The 17,456-nt window shown below is 62.7% G+C and carries 15 protein-coding genes and 3 tRNA genes; 7 read left to right on the forward strand and 11 right to left on the reverse strand.

Annotation, left to right across the window (positions count from 1 at the left end; genetic code table 11):
- Positions 1–123: 123 nt before the first annotated feature.
- Positions 124–1,188 carry a glycosyltransferase family 4 protein gene (locus NK8_RS09850; RefSeq protein ID WP_061179069.1) on the reverse strand — a complete coding sequence of 355 codons (1,065 nt, stop codon included), beginning with the start codon at positions 1,186–1,188 and terminating at the stop codon, positions 124–126.
- On the opposite strand from NK8_RS09850, the gene NK8_RS43375 reads away from it, so the two are divergent.
- Together NK8_RS43375 and NK8_RS09855 are read left to right on the forward strand one after the other, a co-directional pair.
- Positions 1,187–1,318: a hypothetical protein gene (locus tag NK8_RS43375; protein ID WP_286202774.1), complete on the forward strand. Its 132-nt coding sequence runs from the start codon at positions 1,187–1,189 to the stop codon at positions 1,316–1,318. The genes NK8_RS09850 and NK8_RS43375 overlap by 2 nt on opposite strands.
- 696 nt (positions 1,319–2,014) lie before the next feature.
- Entirely contained in the window at positions 2,015–3,895 is a 1,881-nt protein-coding gene (locus NK8_RS09855) for an ABC transporter ATP-binding protein (RefSeq protein WP_225936156.1), read from the forward strand.
- Between the two features lie 57 nt (positions 3,896–3,952).
- Here NK8_RS09855 and otsA read toward each other — a convergent pair whose 3' ends face one another.
- Both otsA and otsB read right to left on the reverse strand, forming a co-directional pair.
- Positions 3,953–5,335 carry an alpha,alpha-trehalose-phosphate synthase (UDP-forming) gene (gene otsA / locus NK8_RS09860; protein WP_213226200.1) on the reverse strand — a complete coding sequence of 461 codons (1,383 nt, stop codon included), beginning with the start codon at positions 5,333–5,335 and terminating at the stop codon, positions 3,953–3,955.
- Positions 5,332–6,084 (reverse strand): trehalose-phosphatase, encoded by a 753-nt coding sequence (gene otsB, locus NK8_RS09865; RefSeq protein WP_162066030.1) that lies wholly within the window; start codon positions 6,082–6,084, stop codon positions 5,332–5,334. Before otsB ends, otsA begins: the two co-directional genes overlap by 4 nt.
- Positions 6,085–6,363: 279 nt before the next feature.
- On the opposite strand from otsB, the gene NK8_RS09870 reads away from it, so the two are divergent.
- Positions 6,364–6,999: an SCO family protein gene (locus NK8_RS09870; RefSeq protein WP_213226201.1), complete on the forward strand. Its 636-nt coding sequence runs from the start codon at positions 6,364–6,366 to the stop codon at positions 6,997–6,999.
- 2 nt (positions 7,000–7,001) lie between these two features.
- On the forward strand, positions 7,002–7,871 hold the full coding sequence (locus NK8_RS09875; protein ID WP_213226202.1) for a cytochrome c oxidase assembly protein: 870 nt from the start codon (positions 7,002–7,004) through the stop codon (positions 7,869–7,871).
- Here NK8_RS09875 and NK8_RS09880 read toward each other — a convergent pair.
- The 7 genes from NK8_RS09880 to ltrA form a co-directional block, all read right to left on the reverse strand.
- Positions 7,866–8,360: a GNAT family N-acetyltransferase gene (locus NK8_RS09880; RefSeq protein ID WP_213226203.1), complete on the reverse strand. Its 495-nt coding sequence runs from the start codon at positions 8,358–8,360 to the stop codon at positions 7,866–7,868. The two genes, NK8_RS09875 and NK8_RS09880, sit on opposite strands and share 6 nt — an antisense overlap.
- 127 nt (positions 8,361–8,487) lie before the next feature.
- A tRNA-Cys gene (locus NK8_RS09885) sits at positions 8,488–8,561 on the reverse strand.
- 79 nt (positions 8,562–8,640) lie between these two features.
- Positions 8,641–8,716 (reverse strand) — tRNA-Gly (locus NK8_RS09890).
- A gap of 83 nt (positions 8,717–8,799) precedes the next feature.
- Positions 8,800–8,875, reverse strand: a tRNA-Gly gene (locus NK8_RS09895).
- A 163-nt stretch (positions 8,876–9,038) separates the two neighbouring features.
- Entirely contained in the window at positions 9,039–9,635 is a 597-nt protein-coding gene (gene pgsA, locus NK8_RS09900; RefSeq protein WP_162066034.1) for a CDP-diacylglycerol--glycerol-3-phosphate 3-phosphatidyltransferase, read from the reverse strand.
- Positions 9,636–9,743: 108 nt separating this feature from the next.
- Positions 9,744–11,798 (reverse strand): excinuclease ABC subunit UvrC, encoded by a 2,055-nt coding sequence (uvrC, locus tag NK8_RS09905; RefSeq protein WP_213226204.1) that lies wholly within the window; start codon positions 11,796–11,798, stop codon positions 9,744–9,746.
- A 156-nt stretch (positions 11,799–11,954) separates the two neighbouring features.
- On the reverse strand, positions 11,955–13,655 hold the full coding sequence (gene ltrA / locus NK8_RS09910) for a group II intron reverse transcriptase/maturase (RefSeq protein WP_213226205.1): 1,701 nt from the start codon (positions 13,653–13,655) through the stop codon (positions 11,955–11,957).
- Between the two features lie 1,133 nt (positions 13,656–14,788).
- Between ltrA and earP the strand changes: the two genes are divergently transcribed.
- Entirely contained in the window at positions 14,789–15,946 is a 1,158-nt protein-coding gene (gene earP / locus NK8_RS09915) for an elongation factor P maturation arginine rhamnosyltransferase EarP (RefSeq protein ID WP_213226206.1), read from the forward strand.
- Between the two features lie 59 nt (positions 15,947–16,005).
- On the opposite strand, the gene NK8_RS09920 is transcribed toward earP, so the two are convergent.
- A complete protein-coding gene (locus NK8_RS09920) occupies positions 16,006–16,182 on the reverse strand; it encodes a hypothetical protein (protein WP_162066037.1) in 177 nt (58 codons plus the stop codon).
- Between the two features lie 30 nt (positions 16,183–16,212).
- Here NK8_RS09920 and efp point away from each other — a divergent pair, with 30 nt between their 5' ends.
- Together efp and NK8_RS09930 are read left to right on the forward strand one after the other, a co-directional pair.
- The gene (gene efp, locus NK8_RS09925) at positions 16,213–16,770 is read left to right on the forward strand and encodes an elongation factor P (RefSeq protein WP_061179078.1); all 558 of its coding nucleotides are present in this window, start codon (positions 16,213–16,215) and stop codon (positions 16,768–16,770) included.
- Positions 16,771–17,035: 265 nt separating this feature from the next.
- The gene (locus tag NK8_RS09930; protein ID WP_213226207.1) at positions 17,036–17,380 is read left to right on the forward strand and encodes a BON domain-containing protein; all 345 of its coding nucleotides are present in this window, start codon (positions 17,036–17,038) and stop codon (positions 17,378–17,380) included.
- The last annotated feature ends 76 nt before the right edge of the window (positions 17,381–17,456 follow it).

Here is a 17,456-nt window from a genome sequence, read left to right on the forward strand (position 1 = left end):
CCGTAGCGCGGTCTGCCGCGCGAAAGGCATGCCTGTATGTGCTATTACGACAACGCCCCGCGCGCCTTGAGGCGCGCGGGGCGTTGTTTTGGAGCCTGTGCCGCGCGAGGCGGCAAGACTTGCTCAGCTTGCGTTGACTTCGCGCAGCACCGTGCGGCGCTTCTGGCGCAGCATCTCTTCGTACACGCTGACGTAGTTGCGCGCCATCACCTTCGACGAGAAGCGCGCTTCGAACGCGGCGCGGACCTTCGCGCGCGACAGCGTGTCGAGACGCTTCACGGCGGCGATCGCGCTCAGTTCATCTTCGACGACGAAGCCCGACACGCCGTTTTCGATCACTTCCGGCACCGAGCCGCGATTGAACGCGATTACCGGCGTGCCGCAGGCCATCGCTTCGATCATCACGAGACCGAAGGGCTCCGGCCAGTCGATCGGGAACAGCAGCGCGTGCGCGTTGCCGAGGAACTCGGTCTTTTCGGCTTCGCTGATTTCACCGATGTACTCGACGTGCGGCAGCGCGAAGAGCGGCTTGATCTCTTCTTCGTAGTACGCGCGGTCGGCCTTGTCGAGCTTCGCGGCGATCTTGATCTTCATGCCCGCGGCCTGCGCGATGCGGATGGCGCGATCGACGCGCTTTTCCGGCGAGATGCGGCCAAGGAACGCGAGATAACCCGGTTCGACGTTCGGGATCGGCTTGAGCAGGTTTTCCGGCAGGCCGTGATAGACCGTCGACAGCCAGTTCGCTTGCGGCAGCGGCTGACGCTGGTTGTCCGAAATCGAAATGACCGGCACGTCGCTGAACGTGCTGAAGATCGGCTGCAGTTCGGGCAGATCGAGACGGCCGTGCATCGTCGTCAGGAACGGCACCGGCTGACGCGCAAACAGCGAGAACGGGTAGTAATCGATATGGAAGTGCAGCACGTCGAACTCGTCGGCGCGGCGGCGGACTTCCTCGAGCAGCAGCATGTGCGGCGCCATCGTGTCGCGGATGGTCGGGTCGAGGCGCAGCGCCTGCGGCCAGAATGCTTCGAGCTTCGCGGACGTTTGCGAATCACCGCTCGCGAAGAGCGTGACGTCGTGTCCAGCATCCACGAGTGCCTCGGTCAGATAAGACACCACGCGTTCCGTGCCGCCATACAGCTTCGGCGGAACAGCTTCGTGGAGGGGCGCGATTTGAGCGATTCGCATGTTCGTGAAACTCCTAATGAAAGGTCAGGCAAGAACTACTGTCATGTTGACGTTGGGGAGCGAATCGCTCGGCTCGGGCGAAGCTTGCCGCGGCGCGTGGGCCGCGGCGCTGGTGCTGATGCTCGAGTGAAAAAGCGTGGTCGCCCGATCACCGGTTTGTCGCGCAGGCGTTCGAACCAAGCAAGTGCGGTTCCATATCTCGAAAATCGCCGCGCGCCAGCAATTAACGCACGTGCGCTTTGGCGGTTGACGGGAACTTGCAAAAACCTGTCGGTGACCTAGGGGCAAACCCGGAGCGGATTATGGAGCTTTTTACAGAGTCGCAGCGGTAGTCATTTCAACTTATTTACCTTGTTACACGCGGGATACATTTTGCAAACCCCTGTTTATTAAGGTTGTTCTACATTGGAGCACGGGCTTCGGCGACGCTCGGGCGGCAGCACGCACTTCACGGCGGCAAATCAGCGCCGGCCCGATGTCTGGCGCGACGCGTGCTTTTCAGATCGCTGCCGCGACGCAACACCAGACGCGCTCGCAGGGCCCGCGAGCGCTTCATCGCAAAAAACTGCGCAATGTGCTTACAATGCGCGCCCATGCCGTAAGCCGCGCGCTCGCAGCCAGCCGGCACCAGCGACGGCCCGATTTTTACCCCGGGCGATGTTCGGACGGCCACATGCGCCGAGCATCATGTGCCCAAAGACGCGTTGCCTCATCGCGATACTGGCTACAATTCGTGATGGAGACGGCGCAGCGTCGCCTCGCTTGACGTCAGTCGCGCCGGATCGGGCGACGCATCGCATGCCGGTTGCCGCAGACGATACCGCGCATGGCACTGCCCGAAGGCGCAACACACGCTCAACCGCTCTACGACCAAAAAAGACCATTGGACCAACTCACCGTCTCCCAGCGTAACGCGCACAATGCGAAGCTTTCGAGCTACGCTCATCGCCCGCTCGCGTTCCTGCTGCGCTATATCCGCCGGCATCCGGTTGCGCATGCCATCGTGCTCTTCAGCGTGTTCGCCGCAGTCGGCTGCGCGCTCGCCTCGCAGTACGCGATCAAACATCTGATCGATGTGCTCGGGCAAGGCCGCGGACATCCCGGCCCGCTCTGGGGCGCGTTCATGATCCTTGTCGGGCTGATCGCCGCCGACAACCTGCTATGGCGGGTCGGCGGCTGGGTCGGCGCACACGTGTTCGTGATCGTCACGGGCGACTTGCGCAAGGATCTCTTTTCCTATCTGTCCGGCCACTCGCCGACCTACTTCTCCGAGAAGCAGCCCGGCATGCTCGCAAGCCGGATCACGGCGACCTCGAACGCGATCTACACCTCCGAGAACGTGATGGCGTGGAACGTTCTGCCGCCGTGCATCGCGGTGCTGGGCGCGATCGTGATGATCGTCTCCGTCAATCCGCTGATGGCCGCCGGCCTGATGACCGCGTCGGTGATTCTCTCGCTGATCCTCTACCGGCTGGCCAAGCGCGGTTCGGCGCGGCATCACAGCTTCGCGTCGAAGGCCGCCTCAGTCGACGGCGAGCTCGTCGACGTGATCGGCAACATGGCGCTCGTGCGCGCGTTCGGCATGACCTTCCGCGAGCAGAAGCGCTTCGGCTCGACGGTGAAGGCGGAAATGGTCGCGCGCCAGCAAAGCCTGCTGTACCTCGAAAAGCTGCGCCTGTTCCACGCGGTCGTGACGGCGATTCTCTCCGCCGGCCTGCTCGGCTGGGCGCTGTGGCTGTGGTCGCAGGGTCGCGCGACTTCGGGCGATATCGTGCTCGTCAGCTCGCTCGGCTTCACGATCCTGCACGGCACGCGCGATCTGGCGGTCGCGCTCGTCGATGTGACCCAGCACGTCGCGCGTCTCGCCGAAGCCGTGCAAACACTGCTGGAGCCGCACGGCATGCCGGACCGGTCGGATGCGACCGAACTCGTGCCGCAAGGCGGCCGCGTCGATTTCGAAAACGTCACGTTCGCGTATCCGCGCCGCCGCCCGATTCTCGACAACTTCCATCTGCATATCGAGCCGGGCCAGCGCGTCGGGCTGATCGGCAAGTCGGGCGCGGGCAAGTCGACCGTGCTCGCGCTGCTGCAGCGCTTCTACGAGACGCAGAAAGGCAGCATCAGGATCGATGGCCAGGATATCGGCGCGATCACGCAGGACAGCCTGCGCCATGCGATTGCGCTGGTGCCGCAGGACATTTCGCTGTTCCACCGCACCGTGTTCGAGAACATCGCCTACGGGCGTCCGGAAGCGAGCCGTGAGGAAGTGCTCGCCGCCGCGCGCGAGGCGCGCTGCACGGACTTCATCGAAGCGATGCCGGAAGGTTTCGACACGATCGTCGGCGACCGTGGCGTGAAGCTCTCGGGCGGCCAGCGTCAGCGCATCGCGATTGCGCGCGCGATCCTGAAGAACGCGCCCATCCTGCTGCTCGACGAAGCCACGTCCGCGCTCGACAGCGCATCGGAAGAAGCGATCCAGCAGGCGCTCGACCGGCTGATGGTCGGCCGCACGGTGATCGCGATTGCGCACCGCCTGTCGACGTTGCAGAACTTCGACCGCATCATCGTGATGAGCGCGGGCAAGGTCATCGACGACGGCTCGCCGCAGGAATTGCGCGATCGTCCGGGGCTGTATCGCGAGCTGCTCGCGAAGCAGCACGGCAAGGTGCCGTCGATCGTCGCGACGCCGCACAAGCAGCCGGCCTGAGCGCTGCGCCAATCGAAACAGCCGCGTTTCTGCAAGGAAACGCGGCTTTTTTTACGTTCAACGCGCCTTGAGATCGCGCAGGAAGTTGTCGCGCCAGACGGAGACGTTGTTGTCGCGAAGCTGCTGCATCATCTCGTCGTAGCGTGCGCGGCGCTCGGCGAGCGGCATCTTGAGCGCGGTGGCGAGCGCGTCGGCCATGCCGTCGATATCGAGCGGATTGACGATCAGCGCCGCCGTCAGCTCGCGCGCCGCGCCCGCGAACTGCGACAGCACGAGCACGCCGGGATCGTCCGGATCCTGCGCCGACACATATTCCTTCGCGACGAGATTCATGCCGTCGCGCAGCGGCGTGACGAGGCCGACATGGGCCTCGCGAAACAGCGCCGCGAGCACCGGCCGCTCGTACTGACGATGGATATAGCGGATCGGCGTCCAGTCCAGTTCGGCATAGCGGCCGTTGATGCGGCCCGATTCCGCTTCGAGCTGCAGCCGGATGTCGCGATACGCGTCGACATCCGAGCGCGTCGGCGGCGCGATCTGCAGGAACGACACGTTGTTGCGCTGATGCGAATCATGCTCGATCAGACGCTCGAACGCGCGAAAGCGCTCGACCAGACCCTTCGAATAGTCCAGCCGATCGACGCTCATCACGAGCTTGCGATGATGCAGCGTCGACTTGACGATCTCGACGTCGCGCCCGCTTTCGCCGTCCTTCGCGAGCGCGGCGATCTCGTCGGGATAGACGCCGATCGGATACGCCGCCGCGCGCAGCGTCTGGCCGAATGCGCGCACCTCGACCGGTCGCGTGGCGTCGCGCAGCAAGACGCCGTCCGCTTCCGTTTCGATGTAGTCGCAAAACGCGCGCAGATCCGGTTCGGTCTGAAAGCCGAGCAGATCGAACGCGCACAGCGCCTCCACCAGTTCGCGATGTCGCGGCACGCTCAACAGAATCTGCGCCGCAGGAAACGGAATGTGCAGAAAGAAGCCGATCCGGTTCTTCACGCCCAGTCGTCGCAGTGCCTGCGCGAACGGAATCAGGTGATAGTCGTGCACCCAGATCACGTCGTCGGGCTTGAGCAGCGGCGCGAGCTGCTCGGCGAGCCAGCGGTTCACGCGGCAATAGCCGTCGTATTCGTGCCGGTCGAACTCGATCAGGTCCGGGCGATAGTGAAACGCGGGCCACAGCGTCGCGTTGGAAAAGCCGCGATAGTACTGGTCGTAATCGCGCCGCACGAGCCCGATGGTCGCGAAGGTCACCGGCCCGTGCTCTTCCAGCTTGATGCCGTCGGGCGTGGACGTGAGCACGTCGCCGCTCCAGCCGAACCACATGCCGCCGGTTTCCTTCAACGCGTCATAGACGCCGACGGCAAGGCCGCCCGCCGCGGGTCCGCCTTCGGAAATCGGCGCCACGCGGTTCGATACGATGATCAGCCGGCTCACGCGTGCTTCCCCGCCGTGCCCGCGATCACCTGCAGCCAGTCGAGCAGCAATTCGACCGATTCGATGCGCGCGCGCGCGACCGTATCGCCCGGGCCGATCTTGATGGACAAACCGTCGAACTCGTTGACCACGGCGAAGCCCTTTTCGTCGGTGAGATCGTCGCCGATGAACACGGGTTTGCGGCCCGTGAACGGTGGCTCTGCCATGTACGCGCGCACCGCGCGTCCCTTGTCGACGTCCTTCGGCTTGATCTCGTAGACCATCTTGCCCGGCTGCAACACGTAGGCGTCGGCGTATTGCGCGACGAGCTTCTCGGTGGCCGCGCGCGCGACCGGCTCGCGATCCGCCGCGTTGCGATAGTGCAGCGCGAGCGCCGCGCCCTTGATTTCGAGCAGCATGCCCGGATTCGCGTTGACGACCTTTTCGAGCGCGTGCTCCATGCGCAGCAGCCGCTCGTCGTTGAAGCCAATGCGCTGCACGTCGCCGTTTGAATCGCGCCGTTCCGCGCCGTGCATGCCCGCGACGGGCAGATCGTCCATCTGCAGGAACGAGTCGATATTGTCGATGCCGCGTCCCGACACGACCGCGACCGCGCCGTTGGTCGCGCGTCTGAGCGCGGCGAGGATGTCGGGCACCGAGCGCGGCACGAAGATGCCGTCGGGCGTGGAGGCGAGTTCGACGAGCGTGCCGTCGAAATCGAAGAAAAAGGCGGTCTCGGCAAGAGACAGGGAATCGGGAAGAATTTGCATCGATCTTTAGCCTGTAGTTTGCCTGTTTCGTGGCGTTGCACAGCGCCGCTCGAGATGCCGCTGTCGCGCGTGAAGATTGCGCATCTTACCGCGCGGGGTCTTTCGGTTAAGAAAGGTCCTAGCTTACAACCTTGCCCGAATCCCCTTTCGATGAGCCTGAATCGTGCGGCAAATCGTCTCAAAAATAGTCCGATAGCGAGATAATGCGCTCGCCGCGCGGCCAAAGGCGTGTATTTTGCGGCGTGACCCGTACTGAATCATCCTGCAACGCGATCCCCGATGCACGCTTCGTTCCTCGCCCTTCCCAGACTTCCCGCAAGGCGCACGCTCCGCAACCTGTTTGCTCTGGTCTCGCTGTGCGCGCTCGCCGCCTGCTCGAAACCCGCCGAGCCCTGGCATCTGACCGACGTAACGGGCCATTTGCCGGACCTGGACTTCTCGCTCATCGACGATGGCGGAGCACCCGTCACCGGCCAGTCCTTCGCGGGTAAGACCACGCTCGTCTATTTCGGCTACACGCACTGCCCCGATGTCTGCCCTGAAACGATGGCGCGCCTCATGCAGGTGATGCAGCGCGTGGGGCCGGATGCGGACCGGACGCGCATCGTGTTCATCTCCGTCGATCCCGCGCGCGATACACCCGCGCTCCTGCGATCCTACGTGCGCGCCTTCGACGACAAACACGCGGTCGGCCTGACCGGCACGGACCGCGCGATCGAATCGGTCGCGCAGCGCTATCGCGTGGCGTATCAGATGGAAAAGCGCGATCCGGACGGCGCGTACGAGGTGACGCACAGCTCGGCCGTCTATCTCTTCGATGCCGCCGGTCACGCGCGCCTGCTCGCGACCGATCACGATTCCATCGACGCCATTGCGAGCGATCTGAAGCGCGTGATTCACGCGCAGGGCGCCTGACGATGAGCACGCTCCTGTACTGGCTCGATCCGTGGGAACCGTCGCCGACGGTCGTGATCGCCGTGCTCGTCGCCGCGATCCTGTTTGCGCGCGGCGCGCGGCATGCGCGCGTGTCGGTGTCGCGGCGCATCGCGTTCTGGTTCGGGCTGAGCGCGCTCTATGTCGCGCTGCATACGCGGCTCGATTATTTCTTCGAGCACGAGTTCTTCATGCATCGCTTGCAGCATCTCGTGCTGCATCATCTCGGGCCGTTTCTGATCGCGCTGTCGCATCCCGGCGCGGCATTGCGCGCGGGCATTCCGTTCGCGTGGCGGCGGCGCTGGCTGCGGCCGGCCGCGCAGACGCGCATCGCGCGCGTGTTCTTCGATATCGTGTTCAACCCGGTGATCGCGGTCACGCTGTTCGTCGGGCTGATCTACTTCTGGCTGCTCTCGCCGATCCACTTCAAGGCGATGCTCGATTACCGGCTCTATCGCGTGATGAACTGGAGCATGGTGATCGACGGTCTGCTGTTCTGGTGGCTGATTCTGGACCCGCGCCCCGCGCCGCCCGCGCGGCTCGCGCCCGGCAGACGCGTGCTGGTGGTGATCGCCGCGATCCCGCCGCAGATCATTCTCGGCGCGTATATCTTCTTTACGCCGCACGAGCTGTATCCGATCTACTCGATCTGCGGCCGCGCATTCACGTGGATCACGCCGATGCGCGATCAGCAGATCGGCGGCCTTCTGCTATGGATTCCCGGATCGATGATGAGCGTGATCGGCGCGCTGATCGCGCTGCGCCACTGGCTGCGGCTGTCGGCGCGTGCGCGTCTGCGCAGCGAGCGCAACGCGCCTGCGCGAATCAGCGGGACGAAGGCCGCGACCTCATGACCCGAAGCCGGGACGGCGCATCCACACGTGCGGAATGCCGTCTTCATCATGAACGCCCGACGACGGCTCGAAGCCGAACGCGCCATAGAAACGCTGCAAATGCGCCTGCGCGTGCAGGCTGATCGGCTGATCGGGCCATTGCGCGAGGATGTGTTCGAGCGCGCGTTCGAGCATCGCGCTGCCGAGTTTCAGGCCACGGAAGTTGGCGGTCGTCAGCACGCGGCCGATTCGCACGTCCTTCTCGCTCTCGCCCGGATAGCCCGGCAACAGCACGCGCAAGTAACCCGCGAGCGCCGGGCGCGTGTCTCCCTTGCCGTACGCGAGCAAATGCCACGCATCGACATCGAGCCCGTCGATATCGCCATACACGCAGTTCTGCTCGACGACGAACACGGCGCTGCGCGCGGCGAGCATGTCGTAGACCTCGGCGGTCGTCAGGTCGTCGAAGCGCTTCCAGCGCCATTCGAGTTGCGAGAGTTGATCGGTCATGAGAGTCGGTGTGCCAGAAGTACGGAGATTATGCCGCGCGGCGAACGGACGCAAAAATTGGCTGAGCACCGGCGTCCGGAAAAGGTCCGGAAAAGAAAAAAGCCCTGACGGATCAGGGCTTTTCAAGTGGAGGCGCGGACCGGAGTCGAACCGGTCTAAACGGCTTTGCAGGCCGCTGCATAACCGCTTTGCTACCGCGCCACAAGCGGTTCTGGTGTAACCGGTCATCGGGCCGGCTTGGTTCACCAAACAAAAAGGGAAGCTTGGCTTCCCCTTTGACTGGAGCGGGAGACGAGTCTCGAACTCGCGACCTCAACCTTGGCAAGGTTGCGCTCTACCAACTGAGCTACTCCCGCAAAATCCTGCAACGTACTGCCGGTTCCGATGCTTCATGTCGCTTTGCCAGATCAGCGCCGACGACACCGAAACCCTCAAAATCTGGAGCGGGAGACGAGTCTCGAACTCGCGACCTCAACCTTGGCAAGGTTGCGCTCTACCAACTGAGCTACTCCCGCATGTGCTGCTTTTTCTTCCGCTACAGCGCTTGTTGCGTCGCGCCGTGCATCAGAGAAACGAGATTATGTAGAAGCTAAAGAGGGCTGTCAACTGTTTTGTGAGAGGAATTTTCTGGTTCGACGCAATTTTTCTCGATCACCTTTTCGTGCTTCGTCCGGCGCGTCAGAGCATGCCGCCGCGCTCGCGAATTTGCGGCCACGCGAGCTTCATGTAGTAGAACATCGACCAGACGGTGAGGACCGCCGCGACGTAGATGAGCCACAAGCCCCACACGCGCGTGTCGATCATCCATTGCGTGCCGGAGAACTTGAGCGGGCCGTAGAACAGCAACATCGGAATCGCGACCATCTGGCAGACGGTCTTGAACTTGCCGAGCTGATTGACCGCGACGCTTTTCGAAGCACCGATCTGCGCCATCCATTCCCGCAGCGCCGAAATCGTGATCTCGCGCCCGACGATGACGAGCGCGATCACCGCATTCAGACGCCCCAGTTGCACGAGCACGAGCAGCGCGGCGGTGACCATCAGCTTGTCGGCGACCGGATCGAGGAACGCGCCGAACGCGGACGTCTGATCGAGCTTGCGCGCGAGAAAGCCGTCGAACCAGTCGGTGAGCGCGGCGAGCACGAAGATGACCATGCCGAGCAGATTGCGATGCTCCGGGCTCATCATCATGTCCGGCAGATAGAACACGCCCACGACGAGCGGAATCAGCACGATTCGCAGCCACGTCAGGAAGATCGGTAGATTGAACGGCATGGGCGAATACGGTTGAGGGACATGTAAGGAAGCCGCCATTGTGCCGCGTCGATCCCGCGCTCACAAGGCAACGCGCCGCGCGGCTGGCCTGTGAGCTGGCCGTGCCGCTCAATGCAACTGACGATAGATCTGTTGCGCGAGCGCGAGCGAAATGCCTTCGACGCTCGCCAGGTCCTCGACGCTCGCCGCCTGCACGCCGCGCAATCCGCCGAAGCGCGAAAGCAGACGCTGCCGGCGTTTCGCGCCCACACCTTCCAGTTCCTCCAGCCGCGAGGTCTGGCGCGCCTTCGCCCGCTTCGCGCGCATGCCGGTGATGGCGAAGCGGTGCGCCTCGTCGCGAATCTGCGCGACGAGCATCAGCGCGGCGCTTTCCTTGCCGAGTTCGAGCGCGGCGCGGCCGTCGGCGAACACGAGCGTTTCGAGCCCGACCTTGCGCCCTTCCCCCTTCGCGACGCCCACCAGCATGCCGTGATCCAGACCGAGTTCGGAGAACACCTGCCGCGCGATCTCGACCTGACCCTTGCCGCCGTCGATCAATACGATGTTCGGCAGCGTGCCGCCCGCGGCGACCGGCTCGGCGGCGTCCGGCGTGACGTTGGGATCGGCGGCGTCGTCGGGTTGCAGGGTCGTGGCTTCGTCGTTCGCGTTCGCGGCGGCCTGCGCGACCATCTTTTCGTAGCGGCGCGTCAGCACCTGGCGCATCGCGGCGTAATCGTCGCCGGGCGTGATGCCGGTGATGTTGTAGCGGCGATATTCGCCCGACTGCATCTTGTGATGGTGATAGACGACGCACGACGCCTGCGTCGCCTCGCCCATCGTATGACTGATGTCGAAGCACTCGATACGCAGTTGCGCGAGATCGTCCATTTCCATCGAAAGCGTTTCGGCGAGCGAGCGCGTGCGCGCCTGCTGCGAGCCCTGCTCCGACAGAAGCCGCGCGAGCGCGAGCTTGGCGTTGTTTTCGGCCATCGAAAGCCACGCGCGCTTCTGTCCTTGCGGCTGACGCAGCAGCGTGACCTTGTGCCCCGCCTGCTCGGTCAGCAGCTCGACGAGCTCGCGGCTCGCCGGCGCATGGCTCACGACGAGCACCGGCGGCACGCGATTGCCGATGTAATGCTGCGCCATGAACGCTTCGAGCACTTCGGATTCGAGCGCGCCTTCGCGTGGTTCGGTTTCGGTTTCGGTTTCGGATTCCACCCCGGATTGCACCGGCGCCACATCCGTTGCGATCGCTTCGTCGACCTCGGGCAGATCGTCTTCATCGGCGAGGGCGATCGCGCTCTCGACGTGCGCCGGGAAATACGCCTTGTCGCCCAGATGCCGGCCGCCGCGCACCATCGCGAGATTCACGCACACCTTGCCGCCGAGCGCGACGACCGCGAGGATATCGACGTCGCTCTCGCCGCCCACTTCGATCGCCTGCTGATGCAGCACGGTCGCAAGCGAGCTCATCTGGTTGCGCACCGCCGCGGCCTGCTCGAACTTCAGATCGGCGGCGAACGCGTGCATCTTCTGCTCGAGTTCCTTCATCACTTCGCCCTGACGGCCGAGCAGAAAGCGCGATGCGTTCGACACGTCCCGCGCGTAATCCTCGTCCGTGATCAGCCCGGTGCACGGCGCGGTGCAGCGGCCGATCTGATGCAGCAGACACGGCCGCGTGCGATTGCTGAACACCGAGTCCTCGCAGGTGCGCAACTGGAACACGCGCTGCAGGATCTGGATGCTCTCGCGCACCGCCCACGCGCTCGGGAACGGGCCGAAGTACTGGTTCTTCTTGTCGACCGCGCCGCGGTAATACGCCATGCGCGGAAACTTGTGACCGGTGAGCTTCAGGAACGGATACGACTTGTCGTCGCGAAACAGGATGTTGTAGCGCGGCGCGAGCGCCTTGATGAGATTGTTTTCGAGCAGCAGCGCCTCGGCTTCGGAGCGCGTGACGGTCGTCTCGATCTTGCGGATGCGCGTCACCATCATCGCGATGCGCGGCGAATGCAGCGTCTTCGTGAAGTAGCTCGACACGCGCTTCTTCAGATTGCGCGCCTTGCCGACGTAGAGCACGCTGCCGTCGCCGTCGTAGTAACGGTATACGCCGGGCAGATGCGGCAGTTGCGCGAGCGTCTTCTTCGGGTCGAAATCCGGTTGGGGGGCGTCGGTGTCAGTCATGCAGCAAGGGGGACGGAAAGGCATCGGCACGAGCGTGAGCCGTGCCGGGAGCGTTATCTGTCGGGTAGCCCGACTTTCTTGCGAAAGCCGGGCCCCCCGAGAACCGTACGTGCGAGTTTCCCCGCATACGGCTCAAATCTACAAACAAAGTTCTGTCTACGACAGAACCGGCTTAGTTACAACTAGTTTTCCAGCATGCACTTGCCGGTGGCAGTGCGGGTGAAGCAGCGCCCGGTTGGACAAGGCGTCAGTGCCACCATGCATCCGATATTCCAGATGATGGTCGTGCCAACCCGTTTCGTCCGTCAAGGCACAGCCACAATGCGCGCATAGCCCGCTTTGTGACAGATATAGCGCGGCCCACTGCTTCCGGTAACGCATCTGTTCCCACATGCGCCCTTGCCGCAATGTCTCGCCATACTGCTCCCACTTCGGATCAAAAGGATTGAACTCGCCCTTGATCCTCGTGTGCCGTTTGATAGCTGTACCGCTAAGCTGGTACAGCTCATTCAGCCCCCAACTGCCGTCCTCGCGCTCCGTGCGAACGGCAAACACCCAATTCCGGGCACCAACAAAGTGAAAGTACTTCTGCTTCACCCATACAGCGCTCTTCTGCGGATGCCTCCGCTTCGACCACCGCCAGAGCTTCCGAAAGATCAGATGCTCCATCCGGCTGTACGTCTGCTTGGCCGAGACCGGACGGTGATACTGCGCCCATCCGCGCAACATCGGGTTCAGCAGTTGGACTAGATCCTCCTGCTTTACCGTTTTGTTGCCGCTGATCGTTTCCGCCACCTTGCGATAAAACGCTTGCGCGTTTTTCTTGCTCGGCTTGATGAGCAGCTTTCCCGAGTACTTCCGGAAATTCCACCCAAGGAAATCGAAGCCTTCGTCAATGTGGGTGACCCGCGTTTTCGCCTCTGACAGTTGCAAGCCTCGTACAGCAAGGAATGCTTCCACCCAAGGCCTGACCTCGTTTTCCAGAATCTCTTTCGAGTCTCCGGTGATCACGAAGTCATCCGCGTATCGCACCACATTCACTTTCAGCTTCTTTGCCTTTGCGATCCCGAATTTCGCACCGAGGTGCGCAATCAGTTCACGCTCCAGCCCGTTCAGCGTCACGTTTGCCAGCGTCGGGGAGATGATGCCTCCCTGCGGCGTACCGGCCTCAGTCGCCTGTAGCTGCCCCTTGTAAATCAGGCCAGCCTTCAACCACTTCCGAAGGACTTCCCTATCCATCGGGACATGTCGTTCCAGCCAATCATGGTTGATGTGGTCAAAGCAGCCTTTGATATCCGCTTCCAGTACCCATCGGGACGAATCCCTCCGGGACGTACAAGCTCGTACCTGACCCATAGCATCAGCCGTTGAACGATTGATCCGGAACCCATACGAGTTCGGGTCGCTCGTCGACTCTGCTACCGGCTCCAAAGCCAGCAGATACAAGGCTTGCATCGCCCTGTCCCGCATGGTCGGAATGCCCAAAGGACGCTCCTTTCCATTGGCCTTGGGGATAAAGACTCTCCGTAATGGCAAAGGTTTATATCCACGCCGCTTCAACCTGCCGATGGCTTCCCACCGGCTCTCAGGCGAGTCCCACAGTTCGCGATCGACTCCTGCCGTTCGCGCACCCTGGTTCTGCGTAACACGTCGTACCGCGTACAACTTTGCGGACAACATGCGGGTAAGCATCCGTTGCAAGGCTTTCACCCTGCGCCAGTCACCTTCCCGCGTCGCCTTCGCAATTCGAATCTGCATCCCTCTCACGTTCCGTTCAACCCGCCGCCAATCGACGGCATTCCAGTTGGCAGGCGCGTGGGAAAGCGCAGATCCAGTCTTTCGACCAGATACTTTCATGCTGCTCTCCTACTTGGAAAAGGTCCCCAGGCAGAAGGCGCATCTCCCCCAGAGGGGCAGACACACCCCTCTGGGGAACAACAGACACCTCAATAGGAGCGCGCACGCCCCTATCTCGGACAAACACCTCAGTACGGGAGCATGCACCCGCACCTGACCAAGTTACAGAGGGTAGTCAGCCGCCTTGCGACGGTAGACCAGACGGAAGTCTGCCCGCTTTCGCGTGGGATAATGTCTCAACCCCTATCCGTGCCATTACAGCCCGGCATTCGCTTTTTCCGTCCTCCCATACCCGCATGATCAACAACGTTCCTTACGGTTCGTCTGCCAGCCGCACAGCGCTGGCGACCATACGGGCTTACCACGTTCCCGGCATGTCACACGACTGACGTAGGTTCTGCCTATCCCCCGGTGGTGCTGTGACGACGTAGCCCAAATTCTAAGTGGGCTATCCGACCACCTACCGTTTTGGTTAGAGCCCGATGATTCAAGCAGCTTTAGCTCCTCACTGGTAACGAGGTTTATCAGCAGTTCACTTACATTAACCCTATCAGCCAGCCTAGCTCCTCAACCCCCTTGCTGCTGGGAGTCTCCGAACAGTCCCCTCACGGGAACGGTTCGCCCGATACGTCTGGGGGCTACATTGTCCGAGGAGCTTCACACCCCACCGTTGCCAGTGACGCATGTCCTCGTAGGCTACTGCTGGTCGTACAGCAGGTTCACTGCCCTCCCCTAAACAGCAGGTCGGGCCGAACAATGACATCCCGAGCTTTCGCTCGTATCGTGTAGCGGGTTCACCACACTAGGCGGCGAACGCTGCAAACAACACTCCGCTTTGTCAGCGGAAGTGAAGCCGCTGACTGGGCGGAATCTGGTGGTAACCAGACTAATGCAAAACGTTCCACGGCCAAGCTGCGCCGCGGTTCGTTCCAACCAGGAAGTGGCCGAAACCACCCCTACTACAAGGGCGCGGCCCACAAGGGGGCCGCCTGCGGAGGGTAGAGCGACCAAGACCGAAGTCTCAGGCGATATCCCTCTAGTCGATGCCTCTTAACGCGAGGCCCACGGACACGAGCGTGCGTGTCGCACTAGAATCGCCAGTTTAGAACATTACGCCGCGCGCCTTCCTCCTCATGATTACGCATCCAGCCGCACCGGAACTCGCCTGCGACATCTTCTGCGCGGTCGTCGACAACTTCGGCGACATCGGCGTGTGCTGGCGGCTCGCGCGGCAATTGCGCGCCGAGCACGGCTGGCGCGTGCGGCTTTTCGTCGACGATCTGACGGTGTTCCACGCGCTCTGCCCCGCCGTCGATGCAACGCTCGCGCGCCAGGAAGCCATGGGCGTGGCGATCGAGCACTGGCGCGAACCCGCCCACGCGGGCGACACGCTCGCCATCGCGGATGTCGTCATCGAAGCGTTCGCCTGCGAACTTCCGCACGCGTACATCACCGCGATGGCGCGGCGCGATCCGAAGCCTGTGTGGGTCAATCTCGAATATCTGAGCGGCGAAGACTGGGTCGCGGATTTCCATCTGCGGCCGTCGCCGCATCCGCGCTATCCGCTCGAAAAGAGCTTCTTTTTTCCTGGGCTCGGCAAAGGCACGGGCGGCGTGCTGAAAGAGCACGATCTCGATGCGCGTCGCGAGCGCTTCGATGCGGCGGCGTGGTGGCGCGAGCGTGTCGGCATCGAGCGGCCAGGCGCAGAGCAGACGGTCGTGTCGCTCTTCGCGTATGAAAATCCGGCGGTGGACGCGCTGCTCGCACAATGGCGCGACGGCGCTGCGCCGGTCGTGCTGCTCGTGCCCGAAGGCCGTATCTCCGGCGCGCTCGCCCGCTTTTTCGGTCTGCCGAGGTTCGCGGCCGGCATGTCGGCGCGCGCCGGCGCGCTGGAGGCGCACGCGCTCGGCTTCGTCGAACAGCCTCGTTTCGACGAACTGCTCTGGGCCGCCGACGTCAATTTCGTGCGCGGCGAGGATTCCTTCGTGCGCGCGCAATGGGCGGGCAAACCGTTCGTCTGGCACATCTACCCGCAAGCCGACGACGCTCATTTGCCCAAGCTCGACGCCGCGCTCGCGCATTACACGCACACGCTCGACGCGCCCTCGCGCGACGCGGTCACACGCTTCTGGCACGCATGGAATGGCGCGGGCGTGCCGGACTGGGCGGCGTTCTGGGGCCATCGGCCGGCGCTTGAGACGCGCGCGGCGCGCTGGGCCTTCGAGCTGGCCGGCATCGGCGATCTGGCGGGCAATCTCGTCGCTCATGCCGCCTCGCGCATGGCTCGATGAATCATGCGCCGCCACGTTTCGCCAGCACTGACCGACTGGCCAAATAAGCAAAAACTCAGTTAAAATAAGCGGTTATCCGAGAAAGCAGGTCGCAGTTCCGGCATCGCCAACATTGCGCCGCGCAAATCAGATTGAGTCAGCCCGAGGGCGAGTCCCTCGCGCAGGAACTCTCGCGCGGCGGCGGCAGCAAAACCGAGACACTGCCGCCGTCCGATCGATTCATTCCAGGCATTCAAGCCAAATCCATTCGTACAGGACCCAGTTTTATGAAGACCGCACAAGAACTCCGCGTCGGCAACGTCGTCATGATCGGCAGCGATGCCATGGTCGTGCAGCGCGCCGAGTACAACAAGTCGGGCCGCAACTCCGCGGTCGTGAAGATGAAGTTCAAGAACCTGCTGACGGCCGCCGGCATGGAAACCGTGTACAAGGCGGACGACAAGTTCGACGTCGTCATGCTCGACCGCAAGGAAGTCACGTACTCGTACTTCGCAGACCCGATGTACGTCTTCATGGACGCCGACTACAACCAGTTCGAAGTCGAAGCCGAAATGATGGGCGATGCGCTCAACTACCTCGAAGACGGCATGGCTTGCGAAGTCGTGTTCTACAACGAGAAGGCCATTTCGGTCGAACTGCCGACCACGCTGGTTCGCGAGATCGTCTACACGGAACCCGCGGTGAAGGGCGACACGTCGTCGGGCAAGGTGCTGAAGACCGCCAAGCTGAACACCGGTTTCGAACTGCAAGTGCCGCTCTTCTGCAATATCGGCGACAAGATCGAAATCGACACCCGCACCAACGAATATCGCAGCCGCGCGTAAGCCTTACGACACTGCACCGTAAGCGCAGCGGCTCGTACCACGCCGCTCACGCTGACATCGAAAAAGCGCCCCATCGCGGGCGCTTTTTCTTTTGCATGAATTTTTTGACAAATTCAGGCAAACTTTACCGCTCCCTCCCCGTTTAATGCGGATGCCGACGGTCGCCTGCCTCGGCGCGGGACCGACGCTGATCGCATACATCGGAAAAATTAACTGCGTGGCACGATTTCTGCTCGGTCAGGCAGATCAATATTTCGGAACCGACATGCACAGCGCGCCTTTCATCCGAAGCAGGCTTCTGATCGCCGCCGCGCTCGCGGCGGCGGCCCTGGCTTTCACCGGAGGCTGCAAGTCGACGCCTGCTCCGTCGGCCGCCAACGCGGGCGGCGAAATCGCCAGCGACGACGCAACGCTGGCTGCGCGCGTGAAAAGCGCGCTCGTCGCGGATCCGGAATTGAAGGCCTTGCCGATGAGCGTAGCGACGTATCGAGGTGTCGTGCAACTGTCGGGATACGTGAATTCGGAGGGTCAGATTCAGAAAGCGCTTGCCGTGACGCGAGGCGTTCCGGGCGTGCAATCCGTCAGCAACGATCTGCACATCCGGCAATGAAGCGCTCGCGGCGAAAGATAACGAACGAGTGACGCAGAACAAAAACCGCAGCGGGGCACGCGCCAGACGCCGGAAC

Source organism: Caballeronia sp. NK8 (genome assembly GCF_018408855.1).
Lineage (GTDB): Bacteria > Pseudomonadota > Gammaproteobacteria > Burkholderiales > Burkholderiaceae > Caballeronia.